The sequence below is a fragment of the Bradyrhizobium shewense genome (assembly GCF_900094605.1).
Taxonomy (GTDB): domain Bacteria; phylum Pseudomonadota; class Alphaproteobacteria; order Rhizobiales; family Xanthobacteraceae; genus Bradyrhizobium; species Bradyrhizobium shewense.
Genome location: NZ_FMAI01000009.1, coordinates 168,400 through 191,820 on the forward strand (window position 1 = coordinate 168,400; position 23,421 = coordinate 191,820).

Sequence of the window (23,421 nt, forward strand, 5' to 3'; positions counted from 1 at the left end):
ATGGAAGACAATAACACCCCTGAGACTGAGCCGAGGACCAAAGTCGAGCGGCGCGCGATATCAAATCTGATTTCGTTCCTGCTGCCCAAACTCGAAAATAAGAAAGCGGGTGCCATTCTACTTGGGCAGTTTGCTGAGATTCTTGCATCAAGCGGACAGCACATCGACAAGATCGAACGAATATTAACTGCCCTTCGCACCCCTAGCCTTTTATTGGCACAGAGCACCATCAGCAAATGCATGCTTCTACTGGAAAAGCATCCTCGCACGCGCCTTGAAGAGCTGTACGTGCGGGGCACTTTAGAGGCTGAACTCGGCGGTCTTTTCAATCGAATGCTCCTCGAACTCGGCTTCGGTAAGACGCTCGAAGCAAGCAATATCAGAGAGCTCTACGCAGAGGAGATCTTCGAAGGTATCGGCAAGATGTCGCTGCCCTTAAGTATCAGCAACGAAGCGAGCCACCATGAAAACCACATGGATATGATGTTCGTTGTCGCTGCGGCAAAGCTAAGGAATGCCAAGCGAATATTCGAGTTCGGCACATACATGGGCAGAACCACCTGCGGCCTTGCGTCGATCAGCAAGGAAGTCAAGGTCTTTACGCTTAACCTACCTCCCAATGAGGACCAACGATATGGTCCGTACATCGGTAGGCTTATTCAGGACAGCCCCTATAAAAATCGAATCGAGCAACTCTTCTCTGACTCGCGTAGGTTCGATACCACCAATTACGCGGCGAGTATGGATTATATATTCGTCGATGCGGATCACAGTTACGAAGGCATCAGGAACGATACGCTAAAAGCGTTCGAAATGCTCAAGCCGGGCGGCATGGTCGTATGGCACGACTATGCTCCGAAGAGTCCGGGAGTTTTCGGCTATCTCCAAGAACTCAGCATCGAACGCCCTCTGTTTCGTATCCGGAATACTTGCCTCGTACTGTATGTCGATGGGGTCGATGTAAAGAACTTTTCACCGACAAAGAACGTCAATTTTCTAGAGGATGCATCGTGACCAATCACGCAAGGGGGGTTGCCCTAGTGAAAATCGACATCGATGAATTAAAGCTAAACCTTCTTCAAACAGCGAAAGCTGCATTAAACATCCGGAGTGTCCCGGCGGAACTTAATGCGAAACGATGAACTCAAAATCTCTAGAGCGACCGAGCTCCTTTCCAGCAATGGCTTTCGCTCTCACCGAGATGGGTTATCGGGAAGTCTCGGTCAACAGCAGACTTCCTCGACGCAAGCGGTCTGGTTGAGTTGTGAATAGCCACAGCAAGCCTTGCGAGTCCTCGGGGACTTCGCTCGTGTTCTATCGGCTTCAGTTCATTGGGTGAGCGCGTCATGAAGTACGTTTTGACCGTTGTCGTAGGCACGTATAACCGACTGGATCAACTGAAGAGATGTATCGAGAGTATCGTCGCGAACACGACGACTCACACGCGCGTGTATGTCACGGATGCCGGCTCAACCGATGGGACGATCGAATATCTCAGCTCAATCGCAAGCGAGTCTATCACTCCGATTTTTGTGGGAAAGAAGCTGGGACAAGCGAGAGCATACAATGAGGTGTTCAAGCATGTGGATTCGCCATTTGTTTGTTGGCTCAGCGACGACAATGAAGTGGTCAATAATGGCTTGGACCGAGCTGTAAATATTCTTGAAAACGACCGCACCATTGGCATGGTCGCTCTCAAGACAAAAGATGTACAAGGACCATTTGCTGACGCGCCGTTTATCGGCGGACTTTCTCCAGCGGGTATTCTCAATGTCAATCAAGGGGTATTACCTACTGGCCTGCTTCAGGAGATTGGCGGGTTCTCAGAGGAGTTCCGCGACTATGGAATTGATAATGCTCTGACTGCCGAGGTCCTGTTCAAAGGCTACAAGGTAGTCTACACGCGCGCGATTGCCCTGCACCACTATCGCAACTGGAGCGAGGATCCGACTTCGGAAAACTATCAGTGGTTACAGCAGCGACATGCCGTCGCCAAGGCTCTATATGAGAAACGCTATTGCTCAAGCGCAATGCTAAAAGTAGACAGAAAGTACACGATCAAAAGAGCAGTTGCCGGGTTGGTAAGGCGCACAGCAAGGAAAATATTCTCAACCCGCGCTTTGCAGCGGAGCGCGACTTTCCGTACAATTTCGATCGTGCTATCTGCTAGATTCGTCAGTTGGCTAGACCTATTCTCAAATAAGGGTAAAGGTTACCACCTGGTGCAAAGAATTAGGTGAACAAGATCCTGCTGCCTTCGACAGCGGGTTCGAGTTTGACATCGGTCCAAGAGAGATGTTGATTACGGTGGGGACGCGGAACAGGCTTGGACTAATCGCGGTCTGGTCTGCCCTAATGGCTACTGTGCTGTTCCTTGCCGCGGTCCACGTTAACGTAGTCTTCTATCGCAGTTGGCCTCTGATCGGCGACACAGCTTCCTATTGGCTGAGAGATTTGTCTATTCTTGACAGTGGCCCACCGGGACGGTGGCTCACCCATGTTCTACATTTCGCACGTGACAACGCCCGCGACCCCCTCCGCACACTATCGTATGCCGTTGTGGGTCAGAACAACACACTTTCGGTCAATGGGCACCTGTACTTCTCCTGTTTCGCCGCGTTTTTCTTTCTTGCGTCGCTTTGCGCCTGCATCTGGGTACGGACTCAGTCGGCGTTCTACGCATTTGCAGCGCCGTGGGCCATATTTTTGGCGTTTTGCTTTTGGGATCCAAAGTATGGTCTTCCTTCGCGCCTGCCTGATATGCCCGCTTCATTCTTCTTTGGCGCATCACTCTTTACGCTTTTCGTAAGACGATCCGACGGCAGCAACACGGCGGGCAGCTTTGTCGCTGGTGCTTTCCTAGGGCTTGCAACGCTGACTCGTTTCCACGCCTTCATGTACGGAGCATTGGTCATCGCCCCAATCGTCACGATGTTCGCGTTCGAACGATCTCTAAAAACCGAACGGCCGATCCGGCAGTTCCTTCTTTCCCATATTAGCTTCGTAGCTGGCCTCGGCATTGTAGCCGGCTACTTTATAGTTCGCTTCTTACCCGAGGTGCTCTACTTCTACTCTGTGGCCGGCTACGGCTTAAACCAGACTGTGGCTGCCGCGCTCGCGACCACCGGCAAGAAACTGATCTTGTACACGATGGGTGTGCCAATTATCGGCTCCCTCGCCTTGCTGTTGCTGGCCTACATTTCGATGCAGAGAACCATCCGCCAGAAACGCGATATCGCCGATTATATCGCGACGGTTTGGGCAGCTCTGTCTTGTATCGTGCTGGTACTCTTCATTCTGCGAGTTGAGGACGATATTAGCCAAACGTTTTATATGCTTCCTGGATTATTCTTGCTGAGCTTGGCTCCTTTTCGCGTCTCAACGGCCCACCAATCCTACCTTACCTTGCAAAAGCCGTTTTCGCGCTTCGCTCTCGGATTAACATTCATTCTACCAACATTCTCCATTGCATCGTACGCGGTCTACATCAATTCAGAAGCGTTTCTCTATCCGCGCCCGCAAGCTCAGCGGCTCTATGAATTTAACCGTCGCCTGACTGATCTAGTCGTAGCGAACTTGCCTTCAACAATTTCCCAAGCTCCTTTTCTCGATTCCAATTTCGACTATTACGCGCGCTTCGTCATCCCAACAGCACAGCTAGCGTTCAATCGACACGCGCGCTTTGCAAATGTATTTCAGATCCGTCAAAGCCAGTGGCAACTAAGACGCGGCCTTCCACAGGACGGGTCCCGGGGCCAATGGTTTAGTGGTGTCCTAGACAAGGATCGCGAATTGATAATGCCCGCCCTAGCTAAATCGGTGAATGTATTTATGACGCTCGTCGACGTCGATAATCCGCTGGCTAACGACGTGGTTAAGGACGATTACACAAGGGAGTTAGCACGATACGTTGCCAGGCAAATGGCGGATGATACCACGACATGGGAACTTCGGGGACGACTGAGCTCCCCATTCGGTTCAGAAGTCGCCGTGTACGTTAACAAAACTTTGCAGTAGTCAGATGATACTCATCAACAACTTGCAAACACGATACGCACATCGACGGCGTTCAATCGATGCGGCCATAGCCAAGGTGATTGATAGAGGCTATGTCGTGCTTGGCCCTGAAGTGAAGAACTTTGAGGCAGCTTTCGCGCGCTACGTTGGTGTGTCGCATTGTATTGGACTAGGCAATGGCACTGATGCGATTGAACTCGCTTTGCGCGGTTTAGGGGTCACCCAGGGCGATATGGTGGCTACAGTAGCAAACGCTGGCATGTATACGACAACCGCAATGCTCGCAATCGGCGCATCTCCGCATTTCATGGACGTCGCCGCCGAAAGCCACCATGCAACGCTGGAGCAAGTGGTACAAGCAGTCGATGCAGGCTGCCGGGCCGTTGTCATTACCCATCTCTATGGAGCTGCCGTCAGGGACATCGCATCAATGGCGTCATACTGCCACGAACGTAACGTGCCTCTTATCGAAGATTGCGCGCAAGCTCACGGGGCAAAGATTGACGGCCGCCAAGTCGGTTCATTTGGCAGAGCTGCATCGTTCAGCTTTTATCCAACAAAGAATCTCGGCGGCCTCGGCGACGGTGGTGCCGTCGTGACAAGCGACGATACGGTTGCAAATCGCATCGCCAAGTTACGTCAGTATGGTTGGTCCTCAAAGTATGTCGTGACCCTTGCAGGCGCGAAAAACTCGCGACTCGATGAACTCCAAGCCTCGATTCTGTCAGAGCTGTTACCTTTCCTGGGCCAAGACAACGCGCGGCGGCGCGAAATCGCTGCTCGGTACTCAGCGTCTATCTTTCATCCCTTTGTTGAGCCCCCTCCCGTTCGGAACGACGACGGGTATGTCGCCCATCTGTATGTGATTAGGGTATGCAATCGCGACCAGCTACGCGCTCATCTAAACGAACGCGGAGTTGCAGCTGAGATCCATTACCCGATACCCGATCACCGACAACCGCTTCTTTCGATCAGGTGTTCTGGCATCACGCTTCCGATCACCGAGCAGAATGCCCAGCAAACTCTGACATTACCTTGCTATCCTGAAATGACAGACGAGGAAGTCGGCAAGGTGATTGAGGCCGTCAATAGTTGGGTCTCGTGAAGTATTCAGTCATCATTCCAGTGTATAAGAATGAGGCCTCAATCCCTCGTCTTCTCGCGGCGCTAAAAGCATTAAACTGCGATCTAGCCGGCCAGCTTGAAGCCGTATTCGTTGTGGACGGCAGCCCTGACGGATCATACCGGATGCTCAAGAGTGAGATGGATCGCCTCGATCTGCCGATGCAACTCCTCGTACATTCCCGAAACTTCGGGTCCTTTGCAGCCATCCGCTCGGGTCTCGCCGCAGCTCGCGGCGAGTACCTCGCCGTGATGGCGGCCGATCTACAAGAACCGCCTTCGCTCCTGCTTGATTTCTACCGATCCCTCGAAGCAGAAGAATGCGACGTGGCGATCGGCGTACGACTGAAACGCAACGATCCGATGTTGTCTCGCCTGGCGGCTCGCCTGTTTTGGGGTGCCTATCGGCGTTGGATCATGCCTGACATGCCTGAGGGCGGCGTTGACGTCTTTGGATGTAACCGAGCATTTCGCGATCGATTGCTCCATCTGGAGGAGGCTCGCTCGTCCCTGATCGCCCTTGTGTTTTGGCTCGGCTTTCGGAGAAAGCAATTTCCTTACGAACGGCAGGCGCGGCAAGAAGGTCGATCATCCTGGACGCTATCGAAGAAACTGGATTATATGCTCGACAGCATTTTTTCGTTCACCGACTATCCTATCCGGCTCCTGACGAGGGTTGGGGCATTCGGAACCTTTCTTTCCGTGGTAATAAGTTCTATCGTCGTCGCTGGAAGGTTACTGGAAATTATCGAGGTTCCTGGATACGCCGCGCTCATGATTGCGATCATGTTCTGGGGCACTGTAAACCTGCTTGGAATCGGACTCGTCGGGACTTATGCCTGGCGAGGCTATGAAAACAGCAAACGGCGGCCTCTCTCAATCGTGGCGATCAGGCATGTTAACTACAGAACAGACAACGCAGATCCATAAAACTGCTGAAGTTTTGTCCGTTCGCATTGGGGAGCGTACGAGGATCTGGCAGTTCGTGGTTGTTCTTTCGGGCGCCAAGATTGGCGCAGACACGAACATCTGCTCGCACTGCTTCATAGAGAACGACGTTATCATTGGCGATCGGGTTACAGTGAAGTCAGGGGTTCAGCTGTGGGACGGAATGCGGGTCGGCAATGATGTCTTCATCGGTCCGAATGTTAGCTTCACTAACGACAAGTTTCCGCGCTCTAAACGATATCCAGAAGCATTTTTAGAAACGCGAATTGAAGACGGAGCGTCGCTCGGGGCTGGCGCGATCATATTGCCGGGTGTCACGATCGGCCGGGGCGCTATGGTCGGCGCCGGCTCGGTAGTGACGAAGTCTATCCCCCCTCATTCGATCGTCTTCGGCTCGCCCGCACGGATAAAGGGCTACGTCGAGAGCCTGCCGAATAGCGAGACCGCTCGTGACTTATCCAAAGCTGTTCCGGAGATCGGTTCCACGGAACGGCTCTCTGTCCGGAACGTGACTGTCCATCGCATGGCACGCTTCGAGGATATCCGCGGCTCCCTTTCCGTGGGGAATTTTCCGTCAGACATTCCATTTGAAGCCAAGCGCTATTTTCTCGTCTTCGATGTCCCGAGTATCGAAACGCGAGGGCAGCATGCGCATCGTCAATGCCATCAATTTTTGATCTGCGTGCGCGGAAGTTGTTCGGTGGTAGTCGATGATGGGCACAAGCGTGCCGAGGTCCGCCTGAACTCGCCCAACAAAGGCATTTACTTGCCGCCCATGGTGTGGGGCGTCCAATACAACTTTACGAGCGATGCGGTGTTGCTCGTCTTCGCTTCCGACCGATACAATCCCGACGACTACATTCGGAGCTACTCCGAATTCGTCGAATTGGTCCGTGAAGAGCCTTGATCGTTGTTCGATTTCATGCTCCCGGCAATCATAGCGAAAACTGTTTCTTTGCCGCGGCAAATTACGGAATTGTACGGCCAGGGCCTTTCACGCTGGCTTAAGCGGCGTCGCTGGTTCCGCGCCTGTTATTTCGCCTGCACGGGATGGCATGCACGGTTCGCTGGGCTACCGAATTGGCCGAGACTGCTCGCGCAAGACCTTTCTTCCCATATGTGGGCAGCAAGTGTTCGTACTGCTGGACCCACGCGAGTCCTGATTGCTACCGGGACAGCCGGCCATCTGCCCTCTATGACCGTAGAGAGCTTTCTCGGCGTTGCCCTCACGCGCAGAGGAGCGTCGGTTCATTTCCTCCTATGCGACCGGACACTACCAGCATGCATGATGTGCGAGATTAGCTGGCACTCGGACCTTGAGGACTTCGCAACAAACGGCCCGCGCGACCGGTGCAGTTCCTGCTACAAGCCGGCAACAGCGATGCTTGCAGAGGCGCAACTCCATCAGATCGGACTGAGCTCTCAATTGAGCACCTCGGACCGGAACCGCGCCCGCGAGCTCGCTCGGTCCATCGCTCTTGACAAGATCCCCACCTATTTGATCGACGGTGTCCCAGTCGGTGAGCATGCTATGGCCGGCACTCTCCGCTTTTTTGCCCGTGGAGATCTACGCGGTGAACCTTACGCAGAACTCATTACGCGCCGCTACTTCGAGGCGTCTCTTTTGACCTACTACGCCTGCCGCCATTTGTTCGGCGGCGATAAATTCGACGTCGTCGTCCTCAATCACGGAATATACGTCCCGCAAGGATTGATCGCAGAAACCGCTCGGCGTCAGGGAGTGCGCGTCGTGACTTGGCATCCAGCTTACCGGCGCGGCTGCTTCATTTTCAATCACGATGAAACCTATCATCAGGGTTTACTGAACGAGCCAATCGAGCATTGGGTAAACATGAAATGGCGAGCCGAACATCGCACCCAGATTGAGGATTATCTCCAGAGCCGTTGGATCGGCAAGAACGATTGGGTCACCTTTCACCGCGACCCTGAGTTTGACATTGACGCCATTAGCCGCGAGATTGGCGTAGACTTTTCCCGTCCAGTCGTTGGGCTTCTCACCAATGTGGTCTGGGATGCCCAGCTTCATTATCGCGCCAACGCATTTCCTGGGATGCTTGATTGGCTGCTGAAAACTATCGCCTATTTCGCAGCAAGGCCCGAACTTCAACTTCTGATCCGAATTCATCCTGCTGAGATGACTGGAACAGTGCCATCTCGCCAACTTGCTATCGATGAAATCGGGCGGACCTTTCAGTCGCTTCCTGGGAACATCTTCATTATTCCACCGAACAGCCGCGTGAGCACTTATGTAGCGATGACAAAGTGCAACGCCGTTTTGATCTATGGAACCAAGACCGGTGTTGAACTCACGTCGAGCGGTATCCCCGTTATCGTTGCTGGCGAGGCGTGGATCCGCGGCAAAGGACTCACTCTAGATGCTCGCTCACAGGAAGAGTATTTGCGGTTGCTTGATACCCTTCCGCTTGCAGGGAAGCTGGATGCCAATACTCGTGACCGCGCATTGAAATATGCGTATCACTTCTTTTTTCGAAGGATGATCCCGATCGATGCTATCGTGCAAGCCAATGGCTGGCCGCCTTTTGCAGTAGATATCGAGGGACTATCCGATCTTGAACCGGGAAAATCGTCGGGTCTGGACGTGATTTGCGAAGGCATTCTTTTCAACAAGCCATTTGTCTATCATGCAGAGGACGGTGTCCCGACCTCCGCTCCCTCGAGCATTTAACATGCGCATTAGCATCGATGCGACTGGACTGGGAGCCGCGAAGACCGGCACGGCCGTGTACATTACCGAGATACTTCGTGAGTGGAATCTCGACAGATCGATCGCGCATGAGTTCATCATTTTCGGCAATGACCACACGCAAGCTCACTGCGTGAAGCTTGAGCTCGACAGCCGGTTCAGCTTCATAATGTCCCCAAGATCTCGTTACCTACGTGCGCTTTGGCAACAGGTAACGCTTCCTGCACATATCAGAAGGCTGGGAATAGACGCTCATTGGGGTACAGGTTTCGTCCTGCCACTCGCCAGCCGAACTCCTCGGGTTGTAACAATACATGACATGACCCACCAGCTCTTTCCTGAGGTCCACGAGCATATAAAGCGCTACTATTTTCCCGCACTTATAAAGGCCTCCGTCAACGCCGCTCAGGCCGTGATTGCGGTCTCAAACGCCACAAAGATGGATCTCCATCGTCTCATTCCTTCTAGCCGAACCAAGACGATCACCACGTTGTTGGCGGCGCGAGATCTGTCAGAAGAATTGCCCACTCGCGGTGTTGCAACTCAAGGGCCTGCAACTAACTATATGTTATCCGTCGGCACAGTCGAACCGCGCAAGAATCTCGCTCGACTGATCTCTGCATGGCGTAGGCTTGACGCGGCCGCGAGAGGGGACACTCAGCTCATTGTGGTTGGCGCAAAAGGATGGCTTGTCAATGAACCGCTGAACTCAAACGATCGAGAGTACGGGATTCAGTTCAAGGGACACGTGACCGATGCAGAGTTGTTCAATTTATTGAGACATGCGAAGGCGCTTCTTTATCCCTCACTCTATGAGGGATTTGGTTTGCCCATATTAGAGGCCATGATGGCCGGAACACCCGTACTGACGAGTGATATTGGCGCGACCCAGGAAATCGCAGCAGGAGCGAGTGTTCTAGTCGATCCCACAAACGAAGATCAAATAAGAGAAGGACTGACCCGACTCCTGGTCGATCCGGAGTTACTGGCGCGACTTTCAACACTAGGTAAAGCTCGCGCCAAAGAATTTTCGTGGAGACGCACCGCGCGCGAAACTCTCGCTGTAATCGAACGGGCGGCCATCTATGAATAGAACTCTATTATCCATCGTTAGCCATGGCCAGTCTCACCTGGCTAACAATTTGCTTGGCGATTTAGAACGGCTCGCTTCTGACGTCGATATCTTGTTGACCTCGAATATCAAAGAGCGCGCCCCCATTTTGACTCTCCCGAATCTTCGGGTGATTGAGAATACTGAGATCAAGGGGTTTGGCGCCAATCATAATGCAGCATTCGAATTGTCGGAACACGCGTTCTTTTGCATCTCCAATCCCGATATTCGTCTTCTAAATGACCCCTTCGCTGCACTTCGAGAAACGATGAATGACCCATCTGTGGGTTTAATAGCCCCCCTTGTTACGGATCGCTTCGGCGCACCGGAAGACAGCGCGCGAGAATTCCCCACGCCGTTTGGACTGCTCAAGAAAGCTGTGGGCGCTGGCGATGGACGCTTAATAGTTACCGGAAATTCGCCAGTTACGGTCGACTGGACCGCAGGTATGTTCATGTTCTTTCGAGCAGAAGCTTTTAGACAGGTTGGCGGGTTCGACGAAAACTTCTTCTTGTATTATGAAGACGTCGATATCTGTGTGCGCCTCTGGCAGGCCGGCTGGAAGATCGCCGTAAATCCGACGATATCGGTCATCCATGAGGCTCAGCGCTCGAGCCACAGGAACATACGCTACGCCCGCCGCCATCTTACAAGCGTTCTCCGGTATTTGCTCAAGCACACTGGAAGGCTTCCTAAGACTCACTTCTAGACGATCGCGGTAGCTCAGGGGAGACGATTGCAGCTGCGTGCAAAGCCGGTCTCGCTTGTACTTGAAACTTGCGCCGGCTGGGCAGTCCCCTCGACCACTAAGCTACTGACATTCCGATTTTTGGTCGAGCTGCATGGACTTCATAAGGCGCTGATGCTACCCCTACACTGCCAATGGGCGAATTGCATTTATCGCTGCTCACGCCTTCGGTTCGGGCCCCGAATACACAATCAAGGTGATGCCGGCGATACGGCTCGCGCTTTGTGGAGGAAAGATGCAGGTACAGGATAAGCAGCCACGCGTGGCGCTAATTACCGGCATTACCGGCCAGGACGGCGCCTATCTCGCCGAATATCTGCTGTCGCTCGGCTATGTTGTCCACGGCATCAAGCGGCGCTCGTCCTCGTTCAACACCGCGCGTGTCGATCACTTGTATCGGGACCCCCATGCTGGAGATGTTCCATTCTTGATGCACTATGGCGATATGACGGACTCAACTAACCTAATCCGTCTGGTGCAACAGATCCGGCCGACCGAGATCTACAATCTCGCCGCCCAGAGCCATGTTGCCGTCAGCTTCGAGAGTCCCGAATATACCGCGAATGCGGATGCGATTGGCGTGCTGCGGCTTCTCGAGGCTATCCGTATTCTTGGCATGGAGAAGGAGACGCGATTCTACCAGGCCTCCACTTCCGAGCTCTACGGTCTTGTGCAGGAGGTTCCGCAGAAGGAGGCGACGCCGTTCTATCCGCGCTCGCCTTATGGCGTCGCTAAACTCTACGGCTATTGGATCACGGTCAACTACCGTGAAGCCTACGGGATGTTCTCATCCAACGGCATTCTATTCAACCATGAGAGCCCGATTCGCGGCGAGACATTCGTGACCCGCAAGATCACCCGCGGTGTCGCCCGCATTGAGGTCGGCCTCGAGGACACACTTTATCTAGGAAATCTGTCGGCCAAGCGGGATTGGGGCCATGCGCGGGACTACGTCGAGGGCATGCACATGATCCTCCAAGCCGACAAACCGGACGACTTTGTGCTTGCCACGGGGGAAATGCGCTCAGTGCGGGAAATGGCCGAGCTTGCCTTCTCGCACGTCGGACGCCGCATCGAATGGCGCGGCCAAGGAGTCGACGAGATCGGCGTTGATCTCAAGAGCGGCAAGCCGGTTGTACGCATAGATCCAACCTATTTTCGGCCGACCGAAGTCGACCTTCTGGTGGGGGACGCGAGCAAAGCGCGTGATAAGCTCGGCTGGAAGCCGAAGCGGACCTTTGGCCAGCTGGTCGAGGAAATGGTAGCGAACGACCTCGCTGAGGCAAAACGAGACGCGGCCCATGGCAAGCCTGCCGTTTGAGCTAAGGGGTAAGAGCGTCTACGTCGCTGGCCATCGCGGCATGGTCGGCAGCGCGATCGTGCGTCGGCTGGCGCAGGAGAACGTGAACCTCGTTACGGTGGATCGGCGCGAGGTCGATCTCTGCAACCAGGCCGCCGTGCTCGATTGGTTCGCGACGTCGCGACCGCAGGCCGTCTTCCTTGCCGCCGCCAAAGTCGGCGGCATCGTCGCCAACGATGAGCTGCGCGCCGAGTTCATCTACGATAACATCGCCATTGGGGCAAATGTTATCCATGCTGCCCATCTGAATGGCGTCGAAAAGATGATGTTTCTAGGCTCCTCATGCATCTATCCGAAGCTCGCGCCTCAGCCGCTGCGCGAGGAGTCGGTGCTTTCAGGTCCTCTGGAGCCGACCAACGAGCCCTATGCGATTGCAAAAATCGCCGGCATCAAGATGGCGGAAGCGTATCGCAGCCAGTACGGATGCGATTTCATCAGCGTGATGCCGACCAACCTCTATGGGCCGGGCGACAATTATCATCCCGAGTACAGTCATGTGGTCGCCGCTCTCATCCGTCGCTTCCACGAGGCAAAGATCATGGGCACAACGAGCGTCACGGTGTGGGGCACCGGCGCGCCCCGGCGCGAGTTCCTTTATGTCGACGACATGGCGGATGCCTGCGTCCATCTAATGAAGACCTACTCGAGTGCGGAGCCGATCAACATTGGCACTGGCGCGGACATCACCATCGCCGAGTTCGCGCACCTCGTGGCCGAAGTCGTCGGTTACCAAGGTGAGATCAGATTCGACACCTCCCGCCCCGACGGCACACCGCAAAAGCTACTTGATATCAGCCGGCTCGCGGCTCAGGGTTGGAGTGCAGCGACATCGCTCGAAAGCGGTATCGCGTTTGCCTACCGCGCCTATCAGAGTGAGCGGGGTGCGAACCCTACCGGTGACCTCTGACGCGAGCAGCGGGCTCCAGCGCATTCTTGGACTTACGGCCAAGAGGTCAGTAGCACTACCGTTTGAAAGACTGCGCATTACGCAAATGTAAGGTGGCAGGCAATGCAATGCGACAATCGCCACCACACGGAGCGAGCAGGCGTGCTGCTAGACGGTCGAGCGATCCAGCGCCAAGAACGTATCCAGCTCTTCCGCAAGCGCCGTCTCCCAGGACGGAGGCTCGATAGAGTAAACGTCTTTAAGACGGGATAGATCCAGCTGGGAATTGGCTGGCCGTTTAGCCTTAGCCGGATAGTCTTTGCTGGCAATTGGAACGATGCTGGTAGCCTTCAGCACGACACCTCGAGAGCGTACACCCTGCACGATCGCGCTGGCGAAGCCATGCCACGCGGTCCAGCCGGAATTCGTGACGTGTAGAAGTCCCATGGCGCGATCGAAAACCTTCCCGAGATCCGCCTCGCCTTGCTGGAGAATTTGGACGAGTGTGGATGCGACGGTACCCGCGGTCGTCGGAGTTCCAAACTGATCGGAGACCACTCGCAGCGTCTCGTGTTGTTTGGCAAGGCGAATAATCGTGCGCATGAAATTCACGCCTTCCGCCGCATATACCCACGCCGTCCGAACTACAAGATGGGCACCACCCGCTTCCCGGACAGCGCGTTCACCTGCTAGCTTGCTCTGACCGTATAAGGACAATGGACCAGTAGGATCGTCCTCCTGCCAGGGCCTCCCTCCGCTGCCATCGAACACGTAGTCGGTCGAGAAATGAACAATGGGCACACCCTGTGCCGCAGCCCAGCGGGCCAGGACGGCTGGGGCGGTACCGTTAATCAGGAATGCAAGTGCGGACTCGTCTTCGGCCTGATCAACCCAGTTATAGGCGGCAGGGTTGATGACAAGATCTGGCTTAATTGAGTCAAGTCGATCTGCAAGCGTATCTGGTTGAGACAAATCGAACTCACGCGACGCCGGGGCGATCACCGTGTACTTTTTCCGAAGAAGGCGCAGTAAGGCACTTCCCACCTGCCCTGATGCTCCCGTCAACAGGACGCGCATCAGACTTTCCCATAAATTGGGAGGTTAGTGACCTGGGCCAGCAAGGGCGCTGCTGCGTCTTTTGGCGAAAGAGCTGGATCGCTAGCCCCCCAATCGACGCCAATCTCCGGGTCGTTCCAGCGGATAGATACTTCGTCCCGCGGGCTGTAGAGCTCGTCGCATTTGTAAAAGAAATCGGCCGCCTCAGATAACACCAGAAAGCCGTGAGCGAAGCCTCGCGGCACCCACAACTGGCGACGGTTCTCTTCACTCAGTTCAACTGCAACATAGCGCCCGAAATTGGGACTGCCGACGCGAACGTCGACAGCGACGTCAAGCACGGCCCCCCGAAGCGTAGTCACTAGCTTGCCTTGGCTGGATGGATTCTGAAGATGCAAACCACGAAGCACGCCGCGGCGTGAGCGGGACATACTATCCTGCAAAAAGGGTCGTGGAATGCCTACTTCTTTGTAGCGCTGGAAGTGATAAGTCTCCATGAAGAAGCCTCGATCGTCAGCGCTGACCTTAGGCTCGATCAGGAACACTTCTGGAAGTTCTGTTGCGACTACATTCATGAAGGAGATCTAGATGCACCCGCAAAGAGTGCGTCGAAGCTTAGCAAGCTTGTAGAGTTCAGTCGATCTGCTATATTTCCGAACATTGAGCGTTGGAGGCCCTATGAAAGGCATTATCTTAGCCGGCGGCACCGGTTCGCGCCTTTATCCTGTGACAACGGTTGTTTCGAAACAGCTTCTTCCAGTGTTCGACAAACCCATGATCTACTATCCCTTGTCAACCCTAATGCTTGCTGGAATTAAGGACATCCTCATAATCTCTACGCCACAAGATAAGCCGCTCTTCCAGAGACTACTTGGGGATGGCTCTGAGATCGGTCTATGCTTCGATTATGCCACCCAAGCGACACCTCGCGGTTTGGCTGATGCCTTCCTCGTCGGGCGAGATTTTGTCGGCTCCGACCGCGTTGCTCTGATTCTTGGCGACAATATCTTCTACGGTCATGGTTTACCACAGATACTATCGGGCGCCTCGTCCCGCGAGAAGGGATCAACCATTTTCGGGTATGTTGTCAAATCGCCCGGGCAATATGGCGTCGTTGAGCTCGACGCCGGGGGGCGTGCAATCTCGATTGAAGAAAAGCCCAAACAGCCGAAATCGAATACCGCCGTCACCGGACTCTACTTTTACGACAACAATGTGCTGGACATCGCGGCTAATGTTAAGCCATCGGCACGCGGCGAAATCGAGATCACAGACGTTAACAAAGCGTACCTTGAGCGTGGCGATTTGCATGTCGAGGTTCTCGGACGCGGCTTTGCTTGGCTTGATACAGGAACTCACGCTTCGCTCGTGGAGGCCAGCCATTTCGTGCAAATTCTCGAACAACGTCAGGGCTTGCGTATAGCGTGCCCAGAGGAGATCGCGCTGCGCCAAGGCTATATATCCCTCCAACAATTTGAGCGAGTAGCGGAGAAATCAGCTAAGAGCAGCTACGGTGAGTATTTGCTATCGGTCGCCCGCTCCTTCATCAACTGAGAACGCCTGATAGGAGGAATAGGATGCAGTTCGAAGGATCAACGATCTTCGTGACTGGCGGTGCCGGTTTTATCGGCTCCGCAGTGGCCCGGCACCTGCTGAAAGATACGAGCGCGCGGGTGGTAAACATCGATAAGCTGACTTACGCGGCCAATTTAGAGTCAATTCCAGGCGCTGATAGCAACCCACGCTACGCTTTCGAAAAGCAATGCATCTGCGAGGGACCCGGCTTGCGCAGGCTGTTCGAGATATACCAGCCAGACGCCGTAATGAATCTTGCGGCCGAGAGCCACGTCGACCGCTCAATCGATGGCCCCAGTACATTCATCCAGACAAATATTGTCGGAACTTTCATCCTATTGCAGGAAGCGCTACATCATTGGCGCACACTATCCCAAGAGAAACGCAAGCGCTTTCGCTTCCTGCACATTTCAACTGATGAGGTCTTCGGCTCCCTCGGCGATAACGGCCTCTTCACCGAGGCGACTGCCTATGCACCGAATTCTCCTTACTCTGCGAGCAAAGCCTCGTCTGATCATCTAGTTCGCGCATGGCGAGAGACCTACGAGCTCCCGACGATGATTACGAATTGCTCAAACAACTATGGTCCTTATCATTTTCCTGAAAAGCTAATCCCACATATGATCATCAGGGGCTTAGCAAACGAGCCGCTGCCAATTTATGGCGACGGCAGGAATATCCGTGATTGGCTCTATGTTGAGGATCACGCCAAGGCGCTGACGCTGGTGCTAGAACATGGGCGAGTCGGCGAGACCTACAATGTCGGCGCCTGTAACGAGCGTACAAATCTCGAGGTAGTTGAGACAATTTGCCGTTTGCTGGACGATCTTTCGCCTAGCACAAAGGGAGCGCGTCGTCACCTGATCTCGTTCGTAACGGACCGCCCCGGCCACGACCGCCGCTATGCCATCGACTCGTCAAAAATAGAGCGCGAGCTCGGCTGGCATGCTCGGGAGAATTTCGAGAGTGGTATGATGAAGACTGTGCGGTGGTACATCGAACAAGAGGCGTGGTGGCGCGCAGTCCTTGCGCGGGGCTACGCTGGCCAAAGGGTGGGATTACTTGAGCATTCTAGCACTGTAGGCCCACATTGAAGCAGGCCGCCTCGGTTGGTGAGCGCAAGCTGCGTAAAGCTATTCCCCCTCAGCCTAAACAACAACCCAATCGGAAGCGTGCAGATTGGGCGAAAGCACGGCTGTAACATCCAGAATATGAACGACGCTGGAGGCGGAGTCGCGCGAGAGGATATCCTTGCCGCCGTCTCCATTATGATCGCCCGCGCCAAGAATTGTGGCGCCGGCGAGCATTGCGATATCGAATGTTTGGGCCGGCTGGCCATTGGACATCAGCCACATGTAGGCTTGCCCACCATTCGTACTCTGCCAAAGAATATCGTCCGTTCCATCTCTGTTAAAATCGCCGACGGCGGCCGCCTTCCATCCGGGTATGTTGCCAGCATAATAACTTTGATAGGGCTGTCCGCTTTTCATCAACCACAAGAAATTGGTTTCAGTAGAAGGGTTATGCCAGACGAGGTCGGCCGTACCATCACCATTAAAGTCGCCGGAAGTCAGTAGATTCCACCCAGGAAGAGTACCTAGCGAGTACGAATTCGATGGCTGACCGTCCCTCATAACCCACAAAACGTTCTCGCCTGTCGATGCATTCCGCCACAGCAAATCATCAACATTGTCGCCCGTAAGATCGGTAGATGATGTGAGCTGCCATCCCGGTATGAGTCCTCCATAAAAAGATTGATACGGTTGTCCACCTTGCATCAGCCAAACGAAATTTTCGCCTCGCGCCTGATTATGCCAGACTAGATCGCTTGTGCCATCGCCGTTCAAATCTGCAGAAGCTAGCACCTCCCAACCGAGCACAGTTCCAAGAGAGCCCGACTGCACCGGTTGGTTGTCCGTCATCAGCCAGAGGTAGTTGGCACCTGACGAAGGATTTTGCCAAAGAATATCAGCCGTACCATCGCCGTTAAAGTCGCCCGATGCGGCATGATTCCAGCCATTCAGTACGCCAAGGTTCGTGTCACCGCCAGCGTTAACGACAACGTGACCGAGGAGCGTTCTTGCGTTCGCGTTGCTGCCGTCGCTATCCCAATAGACATCACTGTTCAAAGGATCGTAGATAAGTGTCGGAGTAGGAGAACTCGGGTTTGAGCCGGTCAAGAACGTGACTCCCGCGGAGGCAAGTGTGCCCGCCGTCGCTAGACCAAAGCCAGACATGCTTAAGACCAGTTGATCCTGACCGGCTTGGAAGTCCAAGATGCTGTCAGCGCCTGAAGTCGGACCGGAAAATATGAACTGGTCAGCTCCCGCACCTCCCGTGAGCGTGTCAACACCAGCATCCCCATACAGTCGGTCGTCTCCAGCCCCGCCAAAGAGAGTGTCGTTTCCAATTCCGCCGTGGAGGAGATTTCCGATCTGATTACCAATGATCGTGTCGTTGCCGGACCCGCCATTGGCGTTGTCGATGTAGGAGCGTGCGTCGCCGCCATAGAGATAGGCATTGTAGACGTTGCCCGACGCGTAATGGCCGTCGCCGAGATACGCCAGCTGGACTGAGGAGAACACCGACGAGGCCCCGGGATTGAGGTTGATGCTCAAATTCGTCGTGTAGTTCGACAGGTCGTAAGTATCCACGCCGCCGCCGTCCCAGAGGGTCTCGTAGATACGGTTGGCCGAGCCGCCGGCGCCGCCGCCCGGCGCGAGCTGCCCGACACCGTTGATGAACTCCTGCCCGGTGGTCGGATTCCATGTGTAGACGGTGCTGCCGCTCTGGGTCGTGTAGTCCGCGCCGTACATCGTCTGCAGCGCGAGGATATCGTTGGCCATGTAGGTCTGCGAATATCCGTACGCTTCATTGGTGTAGCCGGACGTGGTCGAACCGCCGACATAGCTGCGATAGCTCATGACGGTGTATTCGCTGTCGTCATGCGCGCTCGGCACCGCGACGTTGGCGGGGCCGCCGGCCTCCTGGCTATGCTTCAGGCCGAAAGCATGGCCGAGCTCGTGCAGCGCGGTAGTGAAGTAATAATTGCCGAGCTTGGCCAGCGAGAAATTGTATTGAGTGCCGAACCAGACGTCCCCGCCGGATGCGTAATTGCCGGGATAGTAGGCGTAGGCGGTCGGATTGGCCGCCGGCGACTGCGCGACCATGATGTCGGCACCGTTGGTGCCCGCGTACTGGATATCGGCGTTGGTGTAACTGAGGATCAGCCCGATCGCGTAGTTGATCGCTGCTTGGATTTGGTTAGGCGCCGAAGCGAAGCCGGAGATCGTCGGTTCACTGCTGCCGCCGCCGTACGGCTTCGAATAGTCGCTGGGGGAGTCGGGAAAGCTGTACGTGATCGTGCCAACCCACTTGTAGCCAGATAGCAGGCCATCGATATCTGGGTTGTTGGTTTTGCCAATGGTTCCAGCAGTAGCCAATGGAAGTCTCCGGAGCAGGAAATGGCGCGCGATCCGTTGCGCGGTAGGCGATCCTAGCTTCAGAAGTAAACGTTTGGCTTAAATTTGGCGACTGCCTCCGTACTTCTTGGTTAGATGTTAGCACCGTAGTCATACGGGCGAATAAACATGCAGGTCCAGATACCAGCACAAGCGAACGGGAACGGTGAAGAGCGCGTTTTCTCAGCATGAGCGCTCGTGCAGTTGAATGCGCCCAACGGAGTGTCGCTGGAGGCGGTTACTCCTTCAGGTAACCGGCAACTTAGCCGGCCTTTGCTACGTCAGATCCTGGGATCGCTTCGTGCAGCACGGCAAGAATGGCAATCCGATCGACTTTTGCGGTTGCCCACTCGAGTGCCTCCAGCCATCGTCTCATCTGTATAAGGGAAGGTTCGTTCGGCCTTGCAGCCATAATCCCGGGGATCCCAATATTGACAGGCGACTCTTCTTGCCCAAACAACTTTTCAGTCAGTCTTTCGCCTAGCCTCATCCCGCTAAATGAAATCTGAATGTCTCGTCCGGGTTCAAGTCCCGACAGTCGTATCATTCGTTCGGCTAATTGAAGTATTCTGACTGGCTGTCCCATATTGAGGACATAGACGGAAGCGTCATGGTTGCCCGACACGACAGCGTGTGCCGCAGCTGTTACGACTAGGTCACACGCTTCTCGAATGGTCATGAAATAGCGGACCATATCGGGGTGCGTTACCGTTACCGGCCCGCCCGCCTCGATCTGCGCTTTGAATTTTGGAACCACAGATCCTTTCGATGCCAAAACGTTTCCGAAACGCACGGAAGTGAGCCGTATAGCGCGTGAGCGTGAATGCCAAATCTCGTGATCAAGAGCTTGGCAGTACATTTCAGCAAATCTTTTGGTGAAGCCGAGCATCGAGATAGGCTCGATCGCTTTATCGGTAGAAATCAGCACCATAGCTTTGGCTCCGGAGGCCACGGATGCGTCCGCAACGTTGATCGACCCAAATACGTTCGTTTTGACGCCCTCGCTCCAATCACGTTCAAGAATCGGAACGTGCTTTAGTGCGGCAGCATGGAAAACGACATCCGGCTCAAACTGGTGCAATAACTGAAAAATACGATTCCGATCTCGAACGTCGGCTATTCTGCCATCTATTTCCGCGTTGGGAGCGGCCAACGACAACGCTTCCAACACGCTGTATAAGGCCGGCTCGGAGTTATCAATTACAAGAAGGCGATTTGCTCCATGCAGAAGTACACGTTCGCATATCTCAGAACCGATTGACCCTGCTCCGCCCGTAACAGCGATCGCTTTCCCCCTGACCAATTGTTCAATTCGCCCATGATCAATGACCTGAGTCGCTCGGAGTAGTAGATCTTCGACAACGATCGGCCGCAGTTGAGGCGCTTCACCTCCGTCCAAAGGTGGCAAGCGACTCACCGTGAGACCGAGCTTCCGAGCCTGGACCAAGATCTTCTCAGGATGAGAATCAGGATCAAATGCTGAAGGCCCCATGATAAGGCGGGCAATCGACCACTTCCGGTCTGCCAAATCCTGCACAACATGCTTCAAATCGTCTAAGCCCCCCAACACTGGGATATTGCGGAGCAGTTGTCCCCAATCAGCGCGTGATGGAGAGAGCAGGCCAACTGGCCAAATACCCTTCACAGAACCATTTTCGATCGCACGCAGAAGTATTTCTAGATCGGCAGCCCTGCCAACCATCAGTGTTGGTATGGCGTTCTGTTTGCGAGCATGACGTAGGGTGCGGCTATAGCGAAAATAGCGATACGCAACGCGAGGCGCGCTCAGCAAGGCCACCTGGAGGAACCAGTAGAGAACGATTGTGACCTTGCCTAAAAAGAAGGTGCCATAGAGGTTTGGCGCCAAAAAAATGTAGTCCAGCGCGACAAGTGCGATGGTCAGAACCGAGGCCGCACGAAGTACATTCAGCCCATCTGGCAATGAAAAGAAACGCCACTTCGTGGTCGTCAGATTGAAAAAATAACAAACGACCGCGCTGAGTGCGACAAAGAATGGCAGAACGCTTGCAAGAAAAGGCAGGCGCTCAAGCAACATGTCACCCTCAAACCGCAGATAGAAACTCGCAAACACAGCAATGGTGGTGGCGATCGCGTCGTGTGCAGCAATGAGAAGGATGCGATAGGTAACTCTGGACGGTGGCGTCATTCCGATCACAATGTGCTCAGATCTGAGAGCACATCCCTAGGTTCTTCCTTGATCCGAAGCTGAATAGCTGGCTTTCTTGCTATCCGGATTTCAAGGGCTTTGCATTCGCGACAGAGCGGGCAACAGTGCAGCACATGCTCGGCTGGACCAGCGCCTGTGATGAAGCAACAACTTCAACTTAGCTAAAAACTGACCTCTGAAGGTTGCCCTAGAACAAACCACAATTAAGGGCAGCGAGGCATCAGCCTAAGCGGGCGCATGGCTAACCATTCCGAGCATCGGCAGTCGAGCCGACGCAATTTGGATCAATCGGCCAGATTTCCGACATCTTCGTCATTCCATCGAATTGTCCATTCCGGAATCCAACTCGGTAACAATAGGCGGCGAGAACAATCGACCAAATTATCAGAAGTAAGTAGCTCATCCGCCCCCCAATGCCTTCTAACAAGTCACCCAACAACTGTCTCGATGCAGCTTGGGCGCTTCAATCCACTCCACCATCTCGGAACTCAAGTACTTTCATAGTAGCGGTGAGCAAAAGTACCGCGAGAAGCAGCGGGAACAAGAGGAGCATACCCCATGCCATGACGGTCGTCATAAGTCCTCCATCACCCGACTGCTTCACTGGTACGCTGGCCATGCAGCAAGTCAGGACCTCCTTCATCTACCCTTATCTTAACTTGTCTGCCAGGATTCAGCAGCTCAATGTTGACCGTTCGGGCGTGATCCGACGCTTTGTATTAAAATACCTGTCAATGGACTGCAGATACCCTGTCGAGCCCAATTGCCGACCCAAACGTACCCGCAAGGCCAATTTCAGATGTCACCGCTAAGTCCGCTCGGATCTAGGAAGGCATCCGGCTTACCCCATTTTGAGCAATTCGTAGGCGGCGACAGGCACCGGAACACTCCAGTCTGCCATTGCCAACCGCTTTCCGGCACTATGGTATGTCCGCAATCTGTCCCGGAGCCTTTTCATATGCCCTTTCCGCAAGCCTCGGAAGCCCTGTCGCGCTTCACCGTGCTCGATCTGACCCGCGTCCGCTCCGGACCGACCTGCGTCCGGCAGCTGGCGGACTGGGGCGCCAATGTCGTCAAGGTCGACGCGCTGACCGAGGATGCCGGCGGCGAGCAGCCGGGCGGCCCCCGGCGGGGTTCCGACTTCCAGAATTTGCATCGCAACAAGCGGGCCATGACGCTGAACCTCAAGGACGAGAGGGGCCTCGCCGTGTTCAAGCGCCTCGCCGCCAAGGCCGATGTCGTGGTCGAGAATTTCCGGCCCGACGTAAAGAAGAAGCTCGGCATCGACTATGAGAGCCTTGCCGCAATCAACCCGCGCATCGTCTATGGCAGCATCTCCGGCTTCGGCCAGGACGGGCCCTATCACAAGCGGCCCGGCTTCGATCAGATCGCGCAAGGCATGGGCGGGCTGATGTCAATCACCGGGGCGCCGGGCGAAGGCCCGATGCGGGTCGGCATCCCCGTCGCCGACCTGACGGCCGGGCTGTTCTGCGCCATGGGCATCCTCACCGCGCTGCTCGAGCGCGAGGTCTCGGGCAAGGGCCAGTGGGTGCAGACCTCGCTGCTCCAAGCCCAGATCTTCATGCTCGACTTCCAGGCCGCGCGCTGGCTGATGGAGAAGGAGGTCGCCAAGCAGGCCGGCAACAACCACCCGACCAGCATCCCGACCGGCGTGTTCAAGACCTCGGACGGCTACATCAACATCGCCACCACAGGGGGCCGGATCTGGGAGCGCTGTGCGCAGGCGATCGGGGCGCCGGAGCTCTTTGGCCATCCCGCCTATGCGACGGCCCCTGCCCGCTCCAAGAACCGCGATGCGCTCAACGCCGAGATCGAGAAGCGCACCGTGACGAAGTCAACCGAGACCTGGGTTCGCGAGCTCAACGAGGCCGGCGTGCCCTGCGGGCCCATCTATGCTATCGACCAAATGTTCCAGGACCCGCAAGTCCGCCATCTAGCCATGGCGGAGGCCGTTCCGAATGAGAAGAACCGCCCCGTCCACGTGGTGGCGCAACCGGTGACACTATCGCGCACGCCAAGTAAAATGGTGGCCCTGCCCCCGGAGTTTGGCGAGCACACTGACGAAGTTCTCAAGGAGTTCGGCTTCACTTCAAGCGAGATCGCCACGCTAAAAGAGGCTCGAGTCGTTTAAGTGCATTCCCCAGGAATAGATTGCAATTCTTTGCGGGGCTTGGCCACGAGCCTCCGACGCACCTGTTCGAGG

Annotated in this window: 18 protein-coding genes; 14 read left to right on the top strand and 4 right to left on the bottom strand. The window is 54.9% G+C overall.

The window, feature by feature from the left end; genetic code table 11:
• From GA0061098_RS19045 to fcl, 11 genes are all read left to right on the top strand, one after another.
• Positions 1-1,014 (top strand): class I SAM-dependent methyltransferase, encoded by a 1,014-nt coding sequence (locus tag GA0061098_RS19045; protein WP_091959188.1) that lies wholly within the window; start codon positions 1-3, stop codon positions 1,012-1,014.
• Between the two features lie 332 nt (positions 1,015-1,346).
• Positions 1,347-2,240, top strand: a complete 894-nt coding sequence (locus tag GA0061098_RS19050; RefSeq protein ID WP_091959191.1) for a glycosyltransferase family 2 protein — start codon at positions 1,347-1,349, stop codon at positions 2,238-2,240.
• 115 nt (positions 2,241-2,355) lie between these two features.
• Complete coding sequence (locus tag GA0061098_RS19055) at positions 2,356-4,017, top strand: hypothetical protein (protein ID WP_129590889.1); 1,662 nt, start codon at positions 2,356-2,358, stop codon at positions 4,015-4,017.
• Between the two features lie 4 nt (positions 4,018-4,021).
• On the top strand, positions 4,022-5,122 hold the full coding sequence (locus GA0061098_RS19060; RefSeq protein ID WP_091959197.1) for a DegT/DnrJ/EryC1/StrS family aminotransferase: 1,101 nt from the start codon (positions 4,022-4,024) through the stop codon (positions 5,120-5,122).
• On the top strand, positions 5,119-6,069 hold the full coding sequence (locus GA0061098_RS19065; RefSeq protein WP_091959200.1) for a glycosyltransferase family 2 protein: 951 nt from the start codon (positions 5,119-5,121) through the stop codon (positions 6,067-6,069). Before GA0061098_RS19060 ends, GA0061098_RS19065 begins: the two co-directional genes overlap by 4 nt.
• Entirely contained in the window at positions 6,035-6,994 is a 960-nt protein-coding gene (locus GA0061098_RS46990) for a WxcM-like domain-containing protein (RefSeq protein WP_091959203.1), read from the top strand. Before GA0061098_RS19065 ends, GA0061098_RS46990 begins: the two co-directional genes overlap by 35 nt.
• Positions 6,995-7,468: 474 nt before the next feature.
• On the top strand, positions 7,469-8,794 hold the full coding sequence (locus GA0061098_RS19075) for a capsular biosynthesis protein (protein WP_245323429.1): 1,326 nt from the start codon (positions 7,469-7,471) through the stop codon (positions 8,792-8,794).
• A 1-nt stretch (position 8,795) separates the two neighbouring features.
• A complete protein-coding gene (locus GA0061098_RS19080; protein WP_091959209.1) occupies positions 8,796-9,905 on the top strand; it encodes a glycosyltransferase family 4 protein in 1,110 nt (369 codons plus the stop codon).
• Positions 9,898-10,632: a glycosyltransferase family 2 protein gene (locus GA0061098_RS19085; protein WP_091959212.1), complete on the top strand. Its 735-nt coding sequence runs from the start codon at positions 9,898-9,900 to the stop codon at positions 10,630-10,632. The genes GA0061098_RS19080 and GA0061098_RS19085 overlap by 8 nt, the downstream gene beginning before the upstream one ends.
• A 274-nt stretch (positions 10,633-10,906) precedes the next feature.
• Entirely contained in the window at positions 10,907-11,992 is a 1,086-nt protein-coding gene (gene gmd / locus GA0061098_RS19090; protein WP_091959216.1) for a GDP-mannose 4,6-dehydratase, read from the top strand.
• Positions 11,973-12,938: a GDP-L-fucose synthase gene (gene fcl / locus GA0061098_RS19095; protein WP_091959219.1), complete on the top strand. Its 966-nt coding sequence runs from the start codon at positions 11,973-11,975 to the stop codon at positions 12,936-12,938. Before gmd ends, fcl begins: the two co-directional genes overlap by 20 nt.
• A 147-nt stretch (positions 12,939-13,085) precedes the next feature.
• On the opposite strand, the gene rfbD is transcribed toward fcl, so the two are convergent.
• Together rfbD and rfbC are read right to left on the bottom strand one after the other, a co-directional pair.
• Positions 13,086-13,994, bottom strand: coding sequence for a dTDP-4-dehydrorhamnose reductase (gene rfbD, locus GA0061098_RS19100; RefSeq protein WP_091959222.1), 909 nt, complete (start codon positions 13,992-13,994; stop codon positions 13,086-13,088).
• Positions 13,994-14,548: a dTDP-4-dehydrorhamnose 3,5-epimerase gene (rfbC, locus tag GA0061098_RS19105; RefSeq protein WP_091959225.1), complete on the bottom strand. Its 555-nt coding sequence runs from the start codon at positions 14,546-14,548 to the stop codon at positions 13,994-13,996. Before rfbC ends, rfbD begins: the two co-directional genes overlap by 1 nt.
• Before the next feature lie 103 nt (positions 14,549-14,651).
• Between rfbC and rfbA the strand changes: the two genes are divergently transcribed.
• Positions 14,652-15,527 (top strand): glucose-1-phosphate thymidylyltransferase RfbA, encoded by an 876-nt coding sequence (rfbA, locus tag GA0061098_RS19110; protein WP_091959228.1) that lies wholly within the window; start codon positions 14,652-14,654, stop codon positions 15,525-15,527.
• Positions 15,528-15,550: 23 nt separating this feature from the next.
• On the top strand, positions 15,551-16,642 hold the full coding sequence (gene rfbB, locus GA0061098_RS19115) for a dTDP-glucose 4,6-dehydratase (RefSeq protein ID WP_091959231.1): 1,092 nt from the start codon (positions 15,551-15,553) through the stop codon (positions 16,640-16,642).
• 54 nt (positions 16,643-16,696) lie between these two features.
• On the opposite strand, the gene GA0061098_RS19120 is transcribed toward rfbB, so the two are convergent.
• Positions 16,697-18,991 (bottom strand): FG-GAP-like repeat-containing protein, encoded by a 2,295-nt coding sequence (locus GA0061098_RS19120; protein WP_091959234.1) that lies wholly within the window; start codon positions 18,989-18,991, stop codon positions 16,697-16,699.
• A 280-nt stretch (positions 18,992-19,271) separates the two neighbouring features.
• The gene (locus tag GA0061098_RS19125) at positions 19,272-21,176 is read right to left on the bottom strand and encodes a nucleoside-diphosphate sugar epimerase/dehydratase (RefSeq protein WP_091959237.1); all 1,905 of its coding nucleotides are present in this window, start codon (positions 21,174-21,176) and stop codon (positions 19,272-19,274) included.
• A 979-nt stretch (positions 21,177-22,155) separates the two neighbouring features.
• Between GA0061098_RS19125 and GA0061098_RS19135 the strand changes: the two genes are divergently transcribed.
• Positions 22,156-23,349 (top strand): CaiB/BaiF CoA transferase family protein, encoded by a 1,194-nt coding sequence (locus GA0061098_RS19135; protein WP_165637465.1) that lies wholly within the window; start codon positions 22,156-22,158, stop codon positions 23,347-23,349.
• Positions 23,350-23,421: the final 72 nt, after the last annotated feature.